At 48.5% G+C, this 17694-nt stretch carries 14 protein-coding genes; 2 read left to right on the top strand and 12 right to left on the bottom strand.

Annotated elements, in window-relative coordinates:
* Window positions 1-301 precede the first annotated feature (301 nt).
* Both SNE25_RS09665 and SNE25_RS09660 read left to right on the top strand, forming a co-directional pair.
* Window positions 302-5617 carry an Ig-like domain-containing protein gene (locus SNE25_RS09665; RefSeq protein WP_321564889.1) on the top strand — a complete coding sequence of 1772 codons (5316 nt, stop codon included), beginning with the start codon at window positions 302-304 and terminating at the stop codon, window positions 5615-5617.
* Between the two features lie 54 nt (window positions 5618-5671).
* Window positions 5672-6691, top strand: coding sequence for a PorP/SprF family type IX secretion system membrane protein (locus tag SNE25_RS09660; protein ID WP_321564888.1), 1020 nt, complete (start codon window positions 5672-5674; stop codon window positions 6689-6691).
* A 564-nt stretch (window positions 6692-7255) separates the two neighbouring features.
* Here SNE25_RS09660 and SNE25_RS09655 read toward each other — a convergent pair.
* From SNE25_RS09655 to SNE25_RS09600, 12 genes are all read right to left on the bottom strand, one after another.
* Window positions 7256-7534, bottom strand: coding sequence for a hypothetical protein (locus SNE25_RS09655; protein WP_321564887.1), 279 nt, complete (start codon window positions 7532-7534; stop codon window positions 7256-7258).
* Window positions 7535-8537: 1003 nt separating this feature from the next.
* Window positions 8538-9287 (bottom strand): hypothetical protein, encoded by a 750-nt coding sequence (locus SNE25_RS09650; RefSeq protein ID WP_321564886.1) that lies wholly within the window; start codon window positions 9285-9287, stop codon window positions 8538-8540.
* Between the two features lie 72 nt (window positions 9288-9359).
* Window positions 9360-10577 (bottom strand): ArdC family protein, encoded by a 1218-nt coding sequence (locus SNE25_RS09645; protein WP_321564885.1) that lies wholly within the window; start codon window positions 10575-10577, stop codon window positions 9360-9362.
* A complete protein-coding gene (locus SNE25_RS09640; protein WP_321564884.1) occupies window positions 10567-10728 on the bottom strand; it encodes a hypothetical protein in 162 nt (53 codons plus the stop codon). The genes SNE25_RS09645 and SNE25_RS09640 overlap by 11 nt, the downstream gene beginning before the upstream one ends.
* Before the next feature lie 111 nt (window positions 10729-10839).
* Window positions 10840-11289 (bottom strand): hypothetical protein, encoded by a 450-nt coding sequence (locus SNE25_RS09635; protein ID WP_321564883.1) that lies wholly within the window; start codon window positions 11287-11289, stop codon window positions 10840-10842.
* A gap of 27 nt (window positions 11290-11316) precedes the next feature.
* Window positions 11317-13278 (bottom strand): type IV secretory system conjugative DNA transfer family protein, encoded by a 1962-nt coding sequence (locus tag SNE25_RS09630; RefSeq protein ID WP_321566216.1) that lies wholly within the window; start codon window positions 13276-13278, stop codon window positions 11317-11319.
* Window positions 13217-13405 carry a hypothetical protein gene (locus tag SNE25_RS09625; RefSeq protein WP_321566273.1) on the bottom strand — a complete coding sequence of 63 codons (189 nt, stop codon included), beginning with the start codon at window positions 13403-13405 and terminating at the stop codon, window positions 13217-13219. Before SNE25_RS09625 ends, SNE25_RS09630 begins: the two co-directional genes overlap by 62 nt.
* Before the next feature lie 46 nt (window positions 13406-13451).
* Window positions 13452-14294 (bottom strand): conjugative transposon protein TraN, encoded by an 843-nt coding sequence (gene traN / locus SNE25_RS09620; RefSeq protein WP_321564882.1) that lies wholly within the window; start codon window positions 14292-14294, stop codon window positions 13452-13454.
* A 30-nt stretch (window positions 14295-14324) separates the two neighbouring features.
* Complete coding sequence (locus SNE25_RS09615; protein WP_321564881.1) at window positions 14325-15518, bottom strand: conjugative transposon protein TraM; 1194 nt, start codon at window positions 15516-15518, stop codon at window positions 14325-14327.
* On the bottom strand, window positions 15515-15937 hold the full coding sequence (locus SNE25_RS09610) for a hypothetical protein (protein WP_321564880.1): 423 nt from the start codon (window positions 15935-15937) through the stop codon (window positions 15515-15517). Before SNE25_RS09610 ends, SNE25_RS09615 begins: the two co-directional genes overlap by 4 nt.
* Window positions 15915-16535, bottom strand: a complete 621-nt coding sequence (gene traK / locus SNE25_RS09605; protein WP_321564879.1) for a conjugative transposon protein TraK — start codon at window positions 16533-16535, stop codon at window positions 15915-15917. The genes SNE25_RS09610 and traK overlap by 23 nt, the downstream gene beginning before the upstream one ends.
* Window positions 16536-16558: 23 nt before the next feature.
* Entirely contained in the window at window positions 16559-17692 is a 1134-nt protein-coding gene (locus SNE25_RS09600; RefSeq protein WP_321564878.1) for a plasmid transfer protein, read from the bottom strand.
* Window positions 17693-17694 lie beyond the last annotated feature (2 nt).

The following is a 17694-nucleotide window of genomic DNA, read 5'->3' as shown; positions in this document are numbered from 1 at the left end:
GGGTTGACAAAAAATAAGGTTTGAGCTCAAACCGACAAGTGGGGATTACCGCAGCCCTTTCACCAGCTCCGAAAAATCATTAAAATCGACTCATTTACAATCACATACTATTCACCTAAACATAAAATTAATAGGCCAGCTAACCATTTTGCTTCTTTTCCGTATAAGGGAGAACTTGAATAGTTTCCCCGATTGTCTGAGGTATTTTGCTAATAGTCCTAAGACACCCAGCCATGCGGCAGGCTATTAAATCAACCTTTACTTTATCATAGACATAGAGACTACAAACAAAAGGTGGTTTATGAATACGCGTTTTTTTATATTTATTTTTTTACTGATCACCTTTCGGGCGCAAAGCCAGCCATGCACACTTAAAGTAAATATTGTCTCCTCGGGAACAACGATCTGCTCGGGCTATAGTGTAACGTTAACAGCTAATGCTTCTGATGGCATCGGTCCGTACACTTATGTCTGGAGTACGGGGGAAACGAGCCCATCTATCAGCGTTAATAAAGAAGGTACTTATACCGTTTCGGTCAGCGACAAAACGCCCGGCTGTCAGCCGGTAACCAAGAGCATCAATATTCTGGTTTCCCTTACCCCCCGGCCGCCATCGGCAGCCGGGCAAACAGTTTGTCAGGGTAATGTAGCTACCTTATCTGCTACCGGTCCTGGCGGCAGTTACCAATGGTATGATGCGCCTGAGGGCGGTAACTTTTTAACGAGTGGCAATACCTATACCACGCCGCCCATTTCCAGCAGTACAACTTTCTATGTGCAGACCACCGTTGGCGGGTGTACCAGCCCGCGCACAGCAGTCACCGTAACTGTTGCCGCAAAGCCATCGGTAAGCGGAGCTACAGTATGCGTAGGAAGCGCAGCTACCTTATCGGCCAGCGGTGGTGATAGCTACATCTGGTATGACGCACCAGCCGGCGGTAACCAGGTCGGCACCGGCCCCACCTTTACAATTCCGGCGCTACTTAAAACGACTACTTTTTATGTGGAAGGCATTGTCAGCGGCTGCCTTAGCGGAAGACTTCCGGTAACGGCTAGGGTCGGTACGCCACCCAAGCCACCAGTAGCTACCGGTACTACGATCTGCACTGGATCGGTAGCTACTTTGCATGCCGAGGTGCCCTCTGGTATCATCAACTGGTATGATGCACCCAGCGGGGGAACACCACTCATATCAAGTCCGGATTTCACCACACCTGTCCTTACCGCAACGACCACTTATTATGTTCAAACCACGCTTGGAGATTGCGTGAGCGACCGGACGCCGGTGGCGGTAACCGTAAACCAGATTCCCGCTCCGCCGGCTTCGCAAACCGTTGCCACCTGTTATGGAACAAGCATAATCCTGAAGGCTTCCACTGCGGCCTCGGCGAATTACCAATGGTTCGATGCACCGGAACAAGGTCATCTGCTGGCGACCGGGCTGAGCTACCATACACCTGCTTTGACCCGCTCGATGACCTATTACGTATCGAGCACCAATGGGAATTGTTCCAGCTCCCGCTCGGCGGTCAACGTGGTTGTCAGCCCCCAACCTGCTGCGCCATCAGCTTCCGGGTCCGTTATTTGCTTCGGTAACGTTACTACACTAACAGCAACAGCTGATCCCGGCGCTGCCTTGGCCTGGTATGACGCTGCGGCGGGTGGTAATTTACTGGCTGCAACAGCCAGTTTTACTACTCCTTTGCTTACCTCCAGCAAAACCTATTACGTACAAGCTACCCTAGCGGGATGCACCAGCTCAAGAACAGCGGTACCGGTGACGGTGCTGGCCCCTGCCGAGGCGCCCACGGCGTCGCCGGCAACGATCTGCGCGGGAGAGCGCGCTTCGCTCACCGCTTCGGGTGCAGGTGATGAATATGCCTGGTATGATAAAGCAAGTGGTGGTAATTTACTGTCGAATGCCCCAACCTATGTCACCCCAGCATTGCAATCGAGCCAAACCTATTATGTGCAAACCTCGGTCAACGATTGCGCGAGTCTCCGCACTCCGGTAACCGTTACAGTTAATCCGTTGCCCCCAGCGCCTACCGCTACGGGAACTTCGGTTTGCCAGGGATCACCGGCCAGGCTATCAGCAAATGCGCCTGCAGGAAGCTCGCTGAGTTGGTACGATGCTCCGTCCGGAGGGCAATTGGTAGCTACCGGACCGAATTTTCAAATCCCAGCCTTATCTAGTACGGCAACCTATTATGTTCAAAGTACCGCAGGCGGCTGTAGCAGTGCAAGAGTTCCGGTGACGGCGAACGTTAACCCCGCTGATGAAATCAGATTTCAATATGCTTCCGGAACGTTTGGTACTTCAGGCACTGACCCCAAGCCGACCATCCGCAGCTCCGCTGGGGGGGTATTTACTTCAGCCCCTTCAGGCCTTACTTTTGTTGATACTGCCACGGGCGAAATCGACCTCTCTCATACCGCGCCGGGGAGATATACCATTACCATAACCAGTAACAACCCCTGCGGTGGTACCTATAGCGCCGTGGTGACGATTGGAGACCATCCTGATCCCCATTTTTCTTACAACGGACCTTACTGTCAGGACGGCATCAATCCCTTACCTTTTTTCTCACCGGGAACAAGCGCCGGCGTTTTCACGGCCAGCCCTTCCGGACTTGTTTTTGCGAGTGTGAGCAGCGGTGAAATTGATCTGAGCGCAAGTAAACCCGGAACCTACCGGGTAACCAATACCATTGTGATTGGCAATGGAGCGCCACCAGCAATAGCAACCGCCCAGGTCAGGATCGACGAGCGCGTGCGCGTCAGTGCCGGCAGCGGCCGCACCGTGCCTGCCGGAACGCCGGTAAGCCTGACAGGCAGTATCAGCGGGGCGTCAGGCGGTGAATGGAAAGGAGGAACGGGTACATTTACGGACAAAACCCAATTAAGCACTGTTTACACACCGGGGGCCGGAGAGCGGACAGCCGTACTGGTGCTGACCTCAAATGAACCCGGGAATGCCTGCGGGGCCAAATCTGATCGGGTGACCATCCATTTTCAGTCCCCTCCGGCCGCTCCCACCGCTTCGGGGCAATCGGTCTGCCTGGGTAACAGCGCGCACCTCTCGGCAACCGCGCCCGGCGGTACATACAGTTGGTATGATGCGCCCACCGGAGGAACATTACTGTTCACCGGCGGAGATTATACCACGCCACCGCTGACAGCCAGTACCACTTATTACGTGGAGACCAAAGCCAGCGGACAGACCAGTGCCAGGACGAAAGTCGCCGTTATGGTAAATCCGATCCCTGAGGCGCCTCAGGTTCAGGGACTGAGCGTTTGTAAAGGTCAACAGGCTACCTTGATTGCAAGCAGCCCTGCGGGCGGTAAATACCGATGGTACGATGCGCCTGCCGGTGGGAACTTATTATCTTTGAAAGACACGCTGGTCACTACGGCACTGAACGCCAACACAAGTTACTACGTACAGGTGACCACGCTGGGTTGCGCCAGTGCGAGAACCCGGGCTGATGTACAGGTAAATCCCTTGCCCAGCGTTACCAGCGTGCCGCAGGAAACGATCTGCAGCGGCAATGCATTAAACTATCAGATGACGGCAGATCTTCCCGGGACCACTTTTTCCTGGAGTCGTCCGGCAGTGGAAGGCATCAGTAACCCCGCCGTCAGTGGTCAAACTTCGGCAAATATCAATGAGACCTTAATCGACACTGTCAGCGGACCGCTGGACGTCACCTACCTGATCACGCCTTTTGCAGGTAACTGCCCCGGGCCTACTTTCAGCTATGTCGTTACGGTTTATCCAACGCCCGTTCTTGAAGGGCCGGCTGCAAGAACGATCTGCAACACGACCAGTACCAATTATCCGATCACTTTCAACGCGCAGGGTACCAGCTTCAACTGGGGCAGGACGGCAGCAGCAGGTATCCTCAACGCTGCAGTGACCGGTCAGGCTGCCAGTACCATACGGGAAACCTTATTTAATAGCACCAATGCGCCGGTTGATGTGACTTATACGTTCAATTATAAAACCATCAACTGCCCGGGTGTTCCTTCCCAGCTTATTGTTACGGTAAACCCCACCATCAAAGTAACCAGCGATAACAAGGGTGTCGCCTGCAGCGGATCGCCCCAGAATTACACCATACAAGCCAATATTCCCTCCGCTACTTTCAGTTGGAGAAGGGCGGCTGTAGCAAACATCAGCAATCCGGCGGTCACCGATCAAACGTCATCGGCGATCAACGAAACGTTAATCAACACCGGAAAAAGTCCGGTAAATGTTACTTATATCATCACGCCGATTGCTTACGGCTGCCAGGGTGATCCGTTTACCTATTCGGTTACGGTAAATCCCCAGCCCAAAACCCCTGTAGCCAATAGCAACTCTCCGGTCTGTTTGGGCAGCAGTATCCTGTTACGTACAGCACTGGTTCAGAAGGCCAGTTACCTTTGGACAGGGCCAAACGGTTTTACATCGACCTTGCAGAATCCTGACATCAATCAGGTGACTGCTGCGGCTGCAGGGTCCTATAACCTATATGTTACCGTTAACGGTTGCACCAGCGCGGCTGGATCGACGATAGTGGCCGTCAACCAACCGCCTAAGGCTGATGCTGGACTTGACCAATTGGTTTGTACTACTGCTCCTGCTGTACAGTTAGCTGGGAAGGTATCTGGCGGCACGACAACGGGTATATGGAAAAGTAGTGGAACCGGTACTTTTTTACCGGCAAATAACGACTTAAACGCACGCTATATGCCCTCGGCGCAGGATAGAAAACTGAGCGCGCTCACGCTGACGCTATCTTCTACCAGCAAGGATGATTGCGTGATCGATGCCTCGGATATGACGATAACGTTCGGCCTCTCGCCAGCCGCGGATGCAGGCGCCGATCGAAAGGTCTGCTCCCAGGATGCCGCCGTTCCATTAGAGGGCAAACTGCTGGTTGCCGGCGGCAGCCATTGGAGCAGCTCAGGTAACGGAACATTCAGCCCATCGGCAGATCAGCTGGATGCTTCCTACATCCCCAGCGCGGAAGATGCCCGGCGCGGATCGGTGATATTGACCTTACTTGCCACTGGGGCTGACGCGGTCTGTTACACGCCCACAGATGAGCTCCAGGTAACCTTTATTCCTCCCCCTTCCGTAAATGCCGGCCAGATCCGGTATGTACTCAAGGATCGGATAATCACCTTAAATCCGACTGTGAGCGATGATAATGTACAATATTTATGGTCTCCCAATATTGCGATCAATGATCCCAAAATCAAAAACCCGGTGATTACCGGGCAGGTGGATAGAACCTATACCCTTCAGGTAACGGACAGCAGGGGCTGCGTAAGCCAGGATAAGGTATTTATTAAAGTATCACCAGAGCTCACCGTTCCGAATACCTTTACACCAAATAGTGACGGAATCAATGATTTTTGGGAGATTAAGGGACTGGTCGCCTACCAGGACGCGGTAATCGACGTCTTTAACCGCTATGGTGCAAAATTATACCATTCTATTGGCTATGCTGTACCCTGGGATGGAACTTTTAACGGGCAGACGCTGCCACCGGGCACTTATTATTATGTCATCAACACGAACGTTAATAACCAGGTTATTTCCGGACCGGTAACCATTCTACGATAATAGAAAAAAGCATTTTAAAATGCGGAAAACACCGGCTGTTACCTTAGATAAATCATGAAAAACACGACGTATCTTATTATCTTTACACTCACCGCTTTTACATCCCTGACCTTCGCTCAACAAAGGCCGCAATACACCCAGTATGTATTTAATAATTATCTGCTAAACCCTGCCTTATCCGGCATCGAGAATTATACCGATGTCAGGGCAGGTTACCGAAGCCAGTGGACAGGCCTGGAAGGCGCTCCGGTAACAGGATATCTGACGATAAATGCGCCGATTGGAGATAACTTTCTGCAGGGCGACGCCACAGCGCTTCCCGCAGCCGGAGGGGTCAACCCATCCAGCAGGCTCTATACTCAGCAATATCAGGCAGCTGAACCCCATCATGGTATTGGCCTGACCATCGTATCGGACAAAACCGGGCCTATTTCCCAAACCAATATCGATGCCACGTATGCCTACCACCTGGGATTAACCGCCAGGCTGAACCTGGCTGTGGGCGTGTCGGCAGGTTTTAGTCACCATGTACTCAATCAGTCACAGCTTAATCTTGTAGATCCCTTAGATCCGGTATTGTACAACCTGGATAATAACCAGTGGAAACCGGATTTGGGTGTTGGGGTCTGGGCATATGCTTCAGATTACTTTATTGGCCTTTCCGTGCAGCAGCTACTGCCTCAGAACCTATATATCACCAGCAAAGATAATGCGTATCAGAATAAAACGGTTCCGCATTATTTCTTGACCGGCGGCTTTAAAGTATTCTTATCGGACGACGTTACCCTTTTGCCCTCGGTACTAGTTAAAATCATCAAACCCGTTCCCACAACTTTTGATATCAATATGAAATTATCTTTCCAGGATAAACTATGGCTGGGTGGCTCTTACCGGCGAAATGATTCGTTTGCGGCGCTGGTTGGCGTCAATCTGAGTTCCTTTGTAAACATAGGCTATTCTTACGATTTTACCACATCGGAATTAAGGACGGTCAGCAATGGTACCCACGAAATTGTCCTGGGAATTCTGCTTAATAACCGTTACAAGGTTTCCTGTCCGCAGCATACCTTCTAATAGCCCTATTCCTGAAATGGTCCCATGTCCACCTTGGCGCATCTTATTGCAAAGGGATTTTAATACCATAGTAGAACAATTCAGCCTTGATCCGGCTTTTAGTTTGCGTACTTTGGTAAATTATCCTTTTGCCTGAAAAGGCTCCTTAACTGTTCTTGCAGTTCATCAGGCGCATACATGTCCGTAAGATACTCAGAGTACAGTTGTTTTGCGAGATGACGGCAATCCGAATCGATCACTTTTTTGATCTTTATTCTTCGCACTTTGTGGAATGTCCGAAGGGTTAAGGTAAATAATTGATTAATAGATATGACTTTCTATAGAGTTGGAAAAAAGTCATTATTGATGTTTATTAAAGGTGTTTTTAAATAAGATTTATAGCGCGGGTTTTCAGGCTGGAATAAACCTGGTTTACATAAGGGACATTCCTCGGACACGTATCTGTACAAACTACTGAAATATATGCCAAAGCTGATGCTAATCTAAATAGGCAGCTCTTGAAAAAGCTTACGTAGGCGTTAAAAGCACAGGCAGATTTCATTTTCAACGTTTTTCTCTGGCCCTTTAGCTTTCTGCTCCATTGGTGCCCCCTTCAACATTGATCTTAGTGTTTATAATTTCCAGGTCCTCTATAGTTAGCTTATCAATACGCATATCGTGAAACGAGGCCTTTTTAACGGATAAACGACCTAAATAAAACGCACCAATAGCGATTGACCCGATCGCAATGCATCCCAAGGCTAGAGCTCCCGTTACACCCGCGCCTATTGCCCTAGCGCCCACTGCGTAGGCACCTATAGCCTTAGCTTTCTCCATGTTCTTATCAATACTTTTCATTCTCATGTTTTTGTCATGTTTAGTGTTACATATTGAATTTGGGTACTTTTCAAACAACAAATCTTTTGACAAGGAGTTTGTGCCCAAATCATTTTTCATTACTTCAGAATTACTTATAATTTACCTCATCATCACTACAATTTACGTCATCGTATTTATAATATACCTAAAACATTAGGCAATGAGACATCGTAATCTACTTTTCACTTTCCCTGATCTTTCGGCCGACCATTTCCGACTTCGCTTTATCGAAAGTCCCGAACGATGTTTTGTGTCTCCTGCTGATATATTTTTCATATATAGTAATTATTTGTTCCTGGATCGATTGATATCGTTCCGGTTAAGGCCGATGTACGTGGCTTCAGAAATCCGACCCTTGTGCTTAATACTTGCTTAACCAAATGCACTTTGGATAAACGATATCTATTCAATTACCTTAAACATGGCTAATCTCCGTACCATGTTATTATGATATTCAACCACCGTACATGTAGAAATATGATGAGCCTTAGATTATGATTGAAATTCAATTTCATTCAAGCGGTTGGTTTAACCATTGAGCTCTCTGGCGTATAAGCTAATAATAAAACTGAATTAATGTAATAACAGCTATTACTGGAGACTAGTAATGTAAGCTTCAATAATTGAAAATCCCCTACAAATAGTTGATAATAAATGGCAAATGCTTTCGGGGTGACAAAATATGAAAAGCGCTTGTTACCCTCAACGTACCCTTTTGGTCGGAAAACAGGATTGGATTTGATATGCCTTTTTGCTAGAAACTGCCTAAAAAAAGTAGTAAACGCAAATGAGCATTTGCTGATAACCGTTATAAAATTCACTTTCGTTAGCGCTCCTTTTGACAACTGTTTCGATGTAAACAATACGATGCCTTGCCTGATCAGGTCAGCGGCAGTTCAAACCCAGGGTCATCTTTAGGTGGTCAATGATAATTCATAGCGCTATTAACTCAGATTATGCATAACCATAGTCGACTTACTCATCCTTGTTAGTGTCCAAATTGCTGTTGTTGACGAACTTGAAACAGCTGTAAAAAAGAGTGAAAGTTACCTTTAGGCTTATGCGCACAGACAGCGGTATTAAGTCTCAGCCTTACTTTAAATTTGGAAAGGGAAAAACCGTGTTCGTAAAATGCATCACTCCTCTGCGCTGAGTTAAAAGTTACGCTACCGCACCGGAAGCTAAACCTGCCATCCATCCCAGCCGACCAAAGGGCGATCTGGCAATCAGCGATCGCACCGATAACATCCCGGGGAAATATGGTATGAATTCTTGCGTTAGGATACCGGACTGTAAGCTGTTGCAGCTGAGCTTGTTGCGGACAAGGACCCAAAGCGGCCAAAATGACCTGGTCCGGTTGGGCCAGGCAATTGATGATGCATTGCGCAAAACAAACTGCCTGCAACGGAGAATCAAAAAGATATAAATCACTGATCATGATCGGATATCCACTGCCAGCCGTCCAAAGGGGCCTTACAGCTGGTACCTGCGGTTGCCGCGGCTGATTTTCCTGGCCGGGCAGATGGCTAACATTTACCCGCAAATCCTGCAAATAGGGGTAAAAAAAAGATAACACCCGGGAGTTCAATTCCAGTGTGTTGATCGCTGAAAAAAGGGACATAACGTTTCTGCCTTTACGATGTTGATCAATATTGCTGCTGGGATCAGTTGGTGTTCTTATTCTATTGAGCCGCGTTTTAATCTGCCTGACTATCTCGATCTTTTCGCTAACAACCAAACCCGCTTTTTCGGATCGGCAAGGTACAGTCCTTTCCTTTACGCTAATCCGGTAGTGAAGAGCAATTGACCTTTATCTGTTTAACCGATATGATTCACCCGGCAGGTCCTTTTGCTCCATCAGGGGACCGGCCTGTTGCGTGGCGGCTCCCATGCCCTGCTTGACCTTTACCAATGAATCGTACAACAGGTCTGATCTGGACAGTACAAAACTATTTCCAGTAGTCAGGTTCCTCATACGCAAACGACCTTGCTTTAAATGGCCTTCAACTTTATAAATAGAATCCTGATAAGTAATTTCTTCATTTACGAATAAATATTTGTCAGACCCGGCAGGCCGCCTAAGGGATAAGTTATCCTGTTGAGCGCCGGACACCTCCAGTTTTCTTTTTTGTTCAAAGGACAACAGATAATTAAAGATCTTTTCCGCATCAGCTGCTGCCAAATGGATCTCGAAGGGTGAGTTGCTTAAAATTTTGATCCAGTCATCCACGTAGGCGATATGCTGAGCGGGATCATGTCCTATTTGTAATTCCTGCCCAATCAGCATGGACGCTATTTCTGCCCGGAGTTCTTCCCGAGCATAAGCCTGGCTGCCGAATTTATGAAGCATGCTGCGGTCCAGGCGGCTGCCGTGTCCGGTCCAATGCCCGAGTTCATGCAACAGCGTAGCGTAATATTTATCCGCGCTATCGAACTGTTGCTTAAAAGGCATCGTGATCTGATCATCAACGGGGTCATAAAATGCCTGATCGCCTTGCCGGTGACCGATAGAAGCTCCTGTATGGCTGACAAGCTTTTCAGTCCTTTCGGCCGGCTCCCAGCCGGTTTGCCTGTTATCCTGCTGTTGTAATGGTGGAATGCCATCGATCTGCTGCGCATTAAAAACCCAGGCGCTGGTGACAATGGGCCGGGAAAGATGAATGGCCATTTTTGTGGGCGTTCCTTCCTCGCCCAATACTTGTTTACCATGTTCATCCCTTTTTGTTATCCAATCGTTGAGCTTGATAAATTGGATCATGCTGCCCTTTTCGCCTTTTCTGACTTGCCAGCCCTGTGCTGATGCCTGATTAAAAGTAGCCCAGCGCGGATCCTGATGTCCGCCAAGCAACAGCGAAATGGAATTGATACCTCGATACCGGTTGCCGGTTACGGCGTTATAAGGCAATTCAAATGCAGGCCTGCGGTCGGTGTTCCAGGGCTGCTGCCAAGGCGCTGTCCCTGCTTTTAATTGTTCGATGAGCTTTTCTGCGACCTGAACATGCAGCGGTTTTGTTTTATCATTCGCCATCCTCCGTCTCCTGTATACTTTGTTCGGTTAATTGATCTGCTTCGCTTACGCCATAAAGCATTGCTTCATCGGGCGTAAGCATAACTTGATGTCCCGCAGATACCAAAGTCAATTTTTGCTGCAGGGATTGCAGCGGGTCGATATTTCTCATGATTGTTGGATTTTAATGAAACGATAGGGAACAGCAGACAACGGTCCCCACAGAAGACAGAAAAGAATGGTTTGTATGGTACTAAAGATCATTGCCGGTGGCTCAAACTGTTTATCTGTCGAAACCGGAAACCCTATCAGTATTCCGTTTTCTATCCGCTGAGGGAACTAAATGAAGCTGGTCCTGCAGGGTTTGCGTCGCTAGCTGTAATAACTTTGGACTAAAAAGAATAAGTTTTAAGGCATTGAATGCATCATGGGGATGCCCGCCAGACTGCAAGAGCAAACTGACACGCAGCAAATCCTTGAACTCATCTTTCTCCAGCCGCTGCCCGCGGTTCATTGCTTGTTGATAGATCTGGCCATGGGACCGTAATACCAGCAGCGCGCTGGAGCTATAAAGGCCGGTTAAACCGGTGTCAAAATCTACAAAAAAATCATCTCTCTGCAGATTGACCGAGGCGATGTGGCCAATCTTTCCCTGCATATGCAAGGGGTCAGCCTTCAGGTCAGGATTAACGATGACCGGTTTGTGTTGCAAGTTGTCCATCATGTTCTTCATGGTTTAATGTTTATTGGGCTCCCAAGATCAATACATTGTTGCTTTAGCCGGTGCAAAAGTGGCAATGATGCTTTCAACCTCTTGGTTGATGCGTTGAAAATTACGCTGCAGGACCTGCTCCTTTTTCCCCAGAAAGTTATAAAAGACGGGTGTTGGCTGATACTGCCGCTCCTCCTGTGCAATGGCTTTCAAATCCAGGTTGACCCTACAGTTGACTGCAGATGATTCAAATTTACCATTGTAAGACGATGAGCGTCCGCCTGCTATCAACCCTACCAATTCTCCCGCTTTCAGGGCCGCAATTTTCCCCGCCGGAATCAAGGGCTCCATTTTTTCACTGATAGACACCGATGTTTTTGTGCGGTCAATACTCAGGCTTTCTCCTGTTTGTTTTACCTTACCAAATAAGCGCTCTAACCATTCCAGTGTTTCCTTGTTTCGTACCGCGCCTGACAGTATATTGCCTACAACCGCAGCAATGGTGGTTGCCGTTTCCTTTCCGTATTGCTGGTGAAACTGCGGCAGCTCCTGTAATCCTATGAGCACAGCCACTTTGTTGCTGCGCGCTGTTGCGATCAGGTTTTCGATCCGGTGTATAAAGAGCGTGGGCAGCTCATCGATGATCAGTCCGCAAGGCAGATTACCTCTGGAATTGATTAGCCGGCACAACCGGTTAATCACCAGAGAATAGCATGCCGAATTGATGTTCTGGGTGCCCGGATCGTTAGCCAGCACCAATATGCCCGGCTGTTGCGGATCGCTGATTTTCAGGTTGAAGTCATCTCCCGAGAAAACCCAAAAGGTTTCTTTGGTAGCCATCCGGCTGATAAATATTTTCAGCGTGCCAATCTGGCCCTCTAGTTGATTAAAGGCCTTGGCCTTATAAGCGTTGGTAAAGGGAGAAAGCAGCGAACCTAATTCCGGTTCGGAAAACAAGGCATTAAAGATCTCTTCGTACGAGCAATTTAAAAATGCCAACACATGCGGCAGCGTGGAATATTTACCGTCCGCGTACCTACTGAAAAAGTAAATGCAGGCGGCCAGAAAGTTGATCGCCGATTGGGTGAAAAACTGATCACTGCCGCCGCCGGATTTGTCGCCTTTCTTGAGCGCCTCCACTAAACCCTCCGCAGTTTCCAGCGCCTCGGCAAGGGTTTGGATAAAGTCCCGGCGCAAAGGGTTAATTCGCCGGCTTCTTTCTACTTCGTTGAGGTTGATGACATGAAACGCCGGATGTTTTCCTGGATGTTGTTTCCGGGCCAGCAGGTAGTGATAATAGGTGATCCGCGCGAGGTCCGGATACTTAAAATCGTACACGCAAAGTGTAAACTCCTTAGCCATCAGCTGCCGGATAAATGGCGCGACAACGCCGAAAGACTTTCCTGCGCCGGGGGTACCGATCAGCAACGTTCCCCTGAAAATGTTATCCAGGTTAATCCATCCCTGATGTATCTTATGGCGATAATAAAACAACATGGGTATATTAACCGATGCCGGGCTAAGACGCACTCGCTTAGACTGCATAAATGACTCTTGCTCCAGGTTCCATTTATCTTTGCCCACAGCGGAGCTGATGATTTTGGATATATTGTCCATAGCCAAATGAATGAGAATTGCGCCGCTCAAAGCAGAGCAGCTGTAACCTATATCATACCAGCTCGTCAGCGGTAAAACCAGCTCTCCGTTTTTGCCGCAAAACCATAAACTGCCAAAAAAAAGGAACAGTCCGGACGAAAGTGGATAAATAATTGCCTGGCGGGGTTTAATGTCTTTGTCTTTCCGGCTAAGGGTACCGACTGCAATCAGACAGATGAGCAGCAGTATAAGCAATTTACTGTTCAGGGCGCTTTTGAAAACAAACATGTGTTTTATACGCTGCAAAAAAAAAGCGAGCCTATAGTGCGCAGCCACTTCCAAAATGTGCTTTTTATGGGCGTACACAAATAAAAAGATATCCAGCGCCAGGGTCAGGTAAATTACAAATTGCAAAAGACGGTACAGCGCCTGCTGTTGCTTCGATTCCTCCATAAAAACTTTTTTTAATTGTAAAAATGGTCTTCTTGTCGTTTTCCGGTTGAGCATGGACACCGCCGCAGTTGACAATGCTACCAGCCATAAGTTTCGTTTTACGCGTTTTTATTCTTTTGCCGCTCAGCAACCAGCTAGAAGGTATCGGCTTTCAGGATATCGCCATATTTGACCGGCAGCGTAATTTCCCTACCGGAAATCTGCTTTTCGGTCAGCGCTATATTCAGCACCTTGTTTTCGGGAAAAATTGCTTTTTTCAGGACATAGACGTTCCTGTAATTTTTTTTAAAATCAGCCGAGGGATAAAGTTGCCACAGCGGTGGAAGTTCGATGGACTGGGCATTGGTTGCTTTTCCAATCTTTTTATCCTCGATTTTAAAACGGAGCTCATCCATGTTGTAAGCGAGATGAGTTGCATTGTCAAAGCGTAGGTCTAGAAATACAAAGTCCCCTACGGTGCCGATATGGATTAATTTTGCTTGAATCCCGTAAGCTTTTGCCTTTCGGATGACGTTGTAGTGGTGATCGGCAATCATGGCTAGCGCCTTTGCTTTCAGCTGGGAAGTGGTTAACCCGACTCCGGATATATCTACCGGCCGCATTTGTTCGGGCAATATGTTGATCTGGGTACAAATATCGGATGCGCCGGGAAAGGCGTCCAGACGCAGTTGGTACTGTGCTATAAAGCTTTGTCCGACAACGGTAACGACGGCTATACGCTGATTATTAGAGAAATGGCGCAGTGAATCCGGCATGATTTTAATGCGCAATATATTTTTAACCGGCAAATCTCCGGCGATGCCAGCAGCAGAAATATCCACATAGGCTATAGGCTCTGGTGATAGAAAATGAAGGGAAATGTTGCCGCTGATGCGGACCTCAGGCAGATTGCCAGCCAAAGTAGCCATCGCATTTTGAGCAAAAAGCTTGGCAGCAGTTGAAAGCAGTGCCGCCAATAGTAAAATCTTTGTTTTCATCGGAAGCTGATAAAGGATTTATAAATAAAACTATTCATTCCGCAAATCCGCCGGATCGACCAGATAGACCTGCGTATTATATTTCAGTTTAGCCTTGTTCTGACGGATCAGCTTATTGACAGCGGTAGTCGTAGACTGGAACATTTTCTGAACAACGCTCATCACCAATTGACTGTTATTTTCTGCCTGTTGCTGCAAGTTGACATTGCCAGCATCCCCGCCTAATTCCTTGGTGAATTCGCGAAAAGCGGACGCCGGTACATATAATCCGGGCAAGCCATCATTATCATACACCTCTAATTTTACCGGAAGGATATGGCTGCCTTGCATGATGGTGGTGATAGAGAGGGTGACCCGTTGCCCGCTAAACCCGGTAACCTGAGCATAGAGATAAGTGCCATGCCTGATCAGGAACCGCCCGGCCATCATATCCTCCAACAGGCGCACTCTTAGCCTGGAGCCCGCATAGCCGGTGATGTCCTGATCAACGATCGCCGTGATCAAACATTCCTGCTGGGCGGCGACCACGGTGTTGAATACCGGCGATGCTGCTGAAGCTTTGACTACTGGCAGCGGTTTTTCGCCAACAGTGGCCATCTGCGGGTCTTTGTGCGTCGCTTTTAGGCTGCCGGGCTCGCCCCTTGCTTGGGTGTCGGCAGCTTTGCCCATGCTGTCCACCAATGCCATTTGCTGGCGAAACAGCTGCATCGGATCAGTGGCCTGCCGGGTTCGTGGAGGGCCATCACCGTGAACAGGCGACCGGTTGATGCTGGCTAGGGCAACGGCCAGCGCTTCATCTTGCCGCTGGTAAGCTTGCGGCACCGAAATATTTGGAAAACCACCGGGTCCAGACCGGGTTTTTAAAGGATCATTTTTGTATTTCCAATCTACGGCTCGCCGGATGGAGTCCAGCATCTTTTTTTCCCGATCGTTATAAGATGAGTCCAGGTCTGGTCTGACGACTGGTTGCTCCTGAATATCGTTTAGCGCGGTATAGCCATCCGATTGCCCGTACTTTTGGCGCAAGGCATCCAGCTTATCGCTCAATGGCCGGGCGCTGACCTCGGAAGAAACGCCGGCAACCGCAGTTTGCAAAGAGTCCACCGCAGGAACTTCGGTTTTAGGCCTACCCAGGCTGCTTTTATATACGTAAAAAAAGATACACAGAAAGGGCAAGGAAATGATCGGGATGATATATTTGTTTTTTTTAAAGCTGATCGTCATGGTATTTTTTTGATTTGATGGTGGGTATTCTGGAGTTTACGTCTGGCCTGGCGCAGCAGCAGGCTGTCCTCTGCGCTTAGGCTATCTTTAGCCAGTAATTCATCAATCTTTTTTTTCAGCTCCAGAAGCTCCTTTATGTCCCTCCCCGTTGCCAGCAGTTGGCCCAGCCCGGTCGGAAAGCCGGCGGATGGCTCCTGCTGTATTTTTTCTGCCTGTGGATTTTGCAGGTTGTGGCGAAAAAAAAGCATAATCACCACCGATAATGCGATGCAAAAAAGCATGGCAGCATAGCTCAGCCTCGGATAGACATCCAGCAGCCTGGCGATGTGAGCTGTCCCGCGCTTACTATAAAGGATAAATGCCATACCCTGCGCACGAGCATGAATAAGGCGGTTTTTAAAAGGTGTTTTTCTGGACATTTTCAAGGTCTTTATTTTCCAATGTTTTCCAACGGGTGATCAGTACAGCATGAGGGTTATTATCGGATCTTACCTCCAAATCCCTCAGGTAGCCTTCGGTCACCAGCGAACGGGTTATCGTTGAACTCCTCCTGTCGATTCGCTGGGTGGCGTAATAACGAAAGTATTTGCGCGCCTTATCCAGATATATAGAATCCATCCGGATCGTCAAGACCGCACTGGAAGACATCACCGAATTAAAAAAACCTTTTTCTTTCAGGTTGTTGTATTCGAGCGCTCCGCTCTCATCAACCAGATACATGGCTTGTTTCATCTGATTTTCGATAAACTTATCATCTGGCGTCAGGGTAAAGAACAGCGAATGAAAACGGGCGATATCCGATCGGTACTCCACGGCCCGGTTCATGGCCACATCGGTTTGCCTGGCCAGTAAAGGCTGGCTGTGCTCATCCAGTATGTATATCGTTTTTCGGGCGTTACTAACCTGCTTATAGGCAAAAAAGCTAACGATCAGTGCAACCAGGATTAAAGTAATCAAACTGCCGGCCGACAAAAAAGTCGCCAGCCTGATTTTGGATTCAATGTTTTTGATGATCATAAACGTGGATTTGATTATAAGAATTAACCCTTTATCAGTATGCGGGTCATCATGCGTGAGAGCTGGGAGGCACCCCGGCCCATGGTAGAGGTCGCCGAGGTAATACCCGAAGTAGATACGATCCAGGTGGAGATACTGGGAACGGTGAGCATGGTCAGGGCCCCAATGATAAAAGTGATGATCACGATACCAAAAGACAGGATGCCATTACCCGCGAACCAACCGAGCTTTTCCAGATTGGCGCCAGTGGTGCCTACCAGTTCCCGGTAACGGCTAATCTCTGCCTCCATGGCATACTGCTGAAACAGCGAAGCCACATACATGACCAGATAGGCTACTCCGGAATATAGGTTGACCGAAACGAAACGCGCTACCCAGGTGCTGAAAGAATCCCTGAAAGCCGGCAGAATGCTGACTGCTACCGCAAAGGGACCTAAAATGATCAGTATGGTGGAAAAAATGATCTGGATCATAAAGATCACATATACGCAGATGCGCAGAAGCCACAAGGCCAGTGTTTCCAGGAGCGAGGTGAACAACAACTGCAGATTCACCTGCAAGCGATTGCGCATTTCGACAATAGGATTCCAGATATCAGCGAAGCCTTCCTTGACCGATGAACTGACCGATTGCCAGGCATTTTCGTACCAGGTATCCGCCTCTTTCTTGGCCGTCTCGGTTTGGGCCTCAACGGTGAGCAGCTGATCGGCGACGGTGGCCATCAGGCTAGCCCGTTGTATTCGGAGGTCGTTTACAGCAGTCTGATTGCCATCGAACAGGGATTCGGTACGAAGCGCTATCAGGTCTGTAGGGTAAGCCACCACACGGGTAAAAGGCGACCACCAGAGGATGATCATGACCAGGGAGAATGGCCGCAGCAGGGGCATGATCTCCAGCTTTTTATCTCCGGACATCATCTCATAGGATTTGATAGCAAAAAAGATCAGCATGAAAATGCAGGAAAGCGCCTGGGCGTCGTTAGTGAAGACGTCATAATGCGTCCAGACAGTATTTTTCATTTGTTTAAGAAAATGCATCATTCCTTCCTCGTATACACCGTTGCCCTGAAGAAAATTAAAGGTGTCTTTAAAAGAATCTGAAACCGGCACTGCATAGGCTCCTGCGGCAAGAGAAGTTGTGGTGTTTAAAAATCGCATAA

Source organism: Mucilaginibacter sabulilitoris, assembly GCF_034262375.1.
Classification (GTDB): Bacteria; Bacteroidota; Bacteroidia; order Sphingobacteriales; family Sphingobacteriaceae; genus Mucilaginibacter; species Mucilaginibacter sabulilitoris.
Note: the sequence above shows the minus strand (reverse complement) of the source record. Positions and strands in the feature narration are given on the sequence as shown.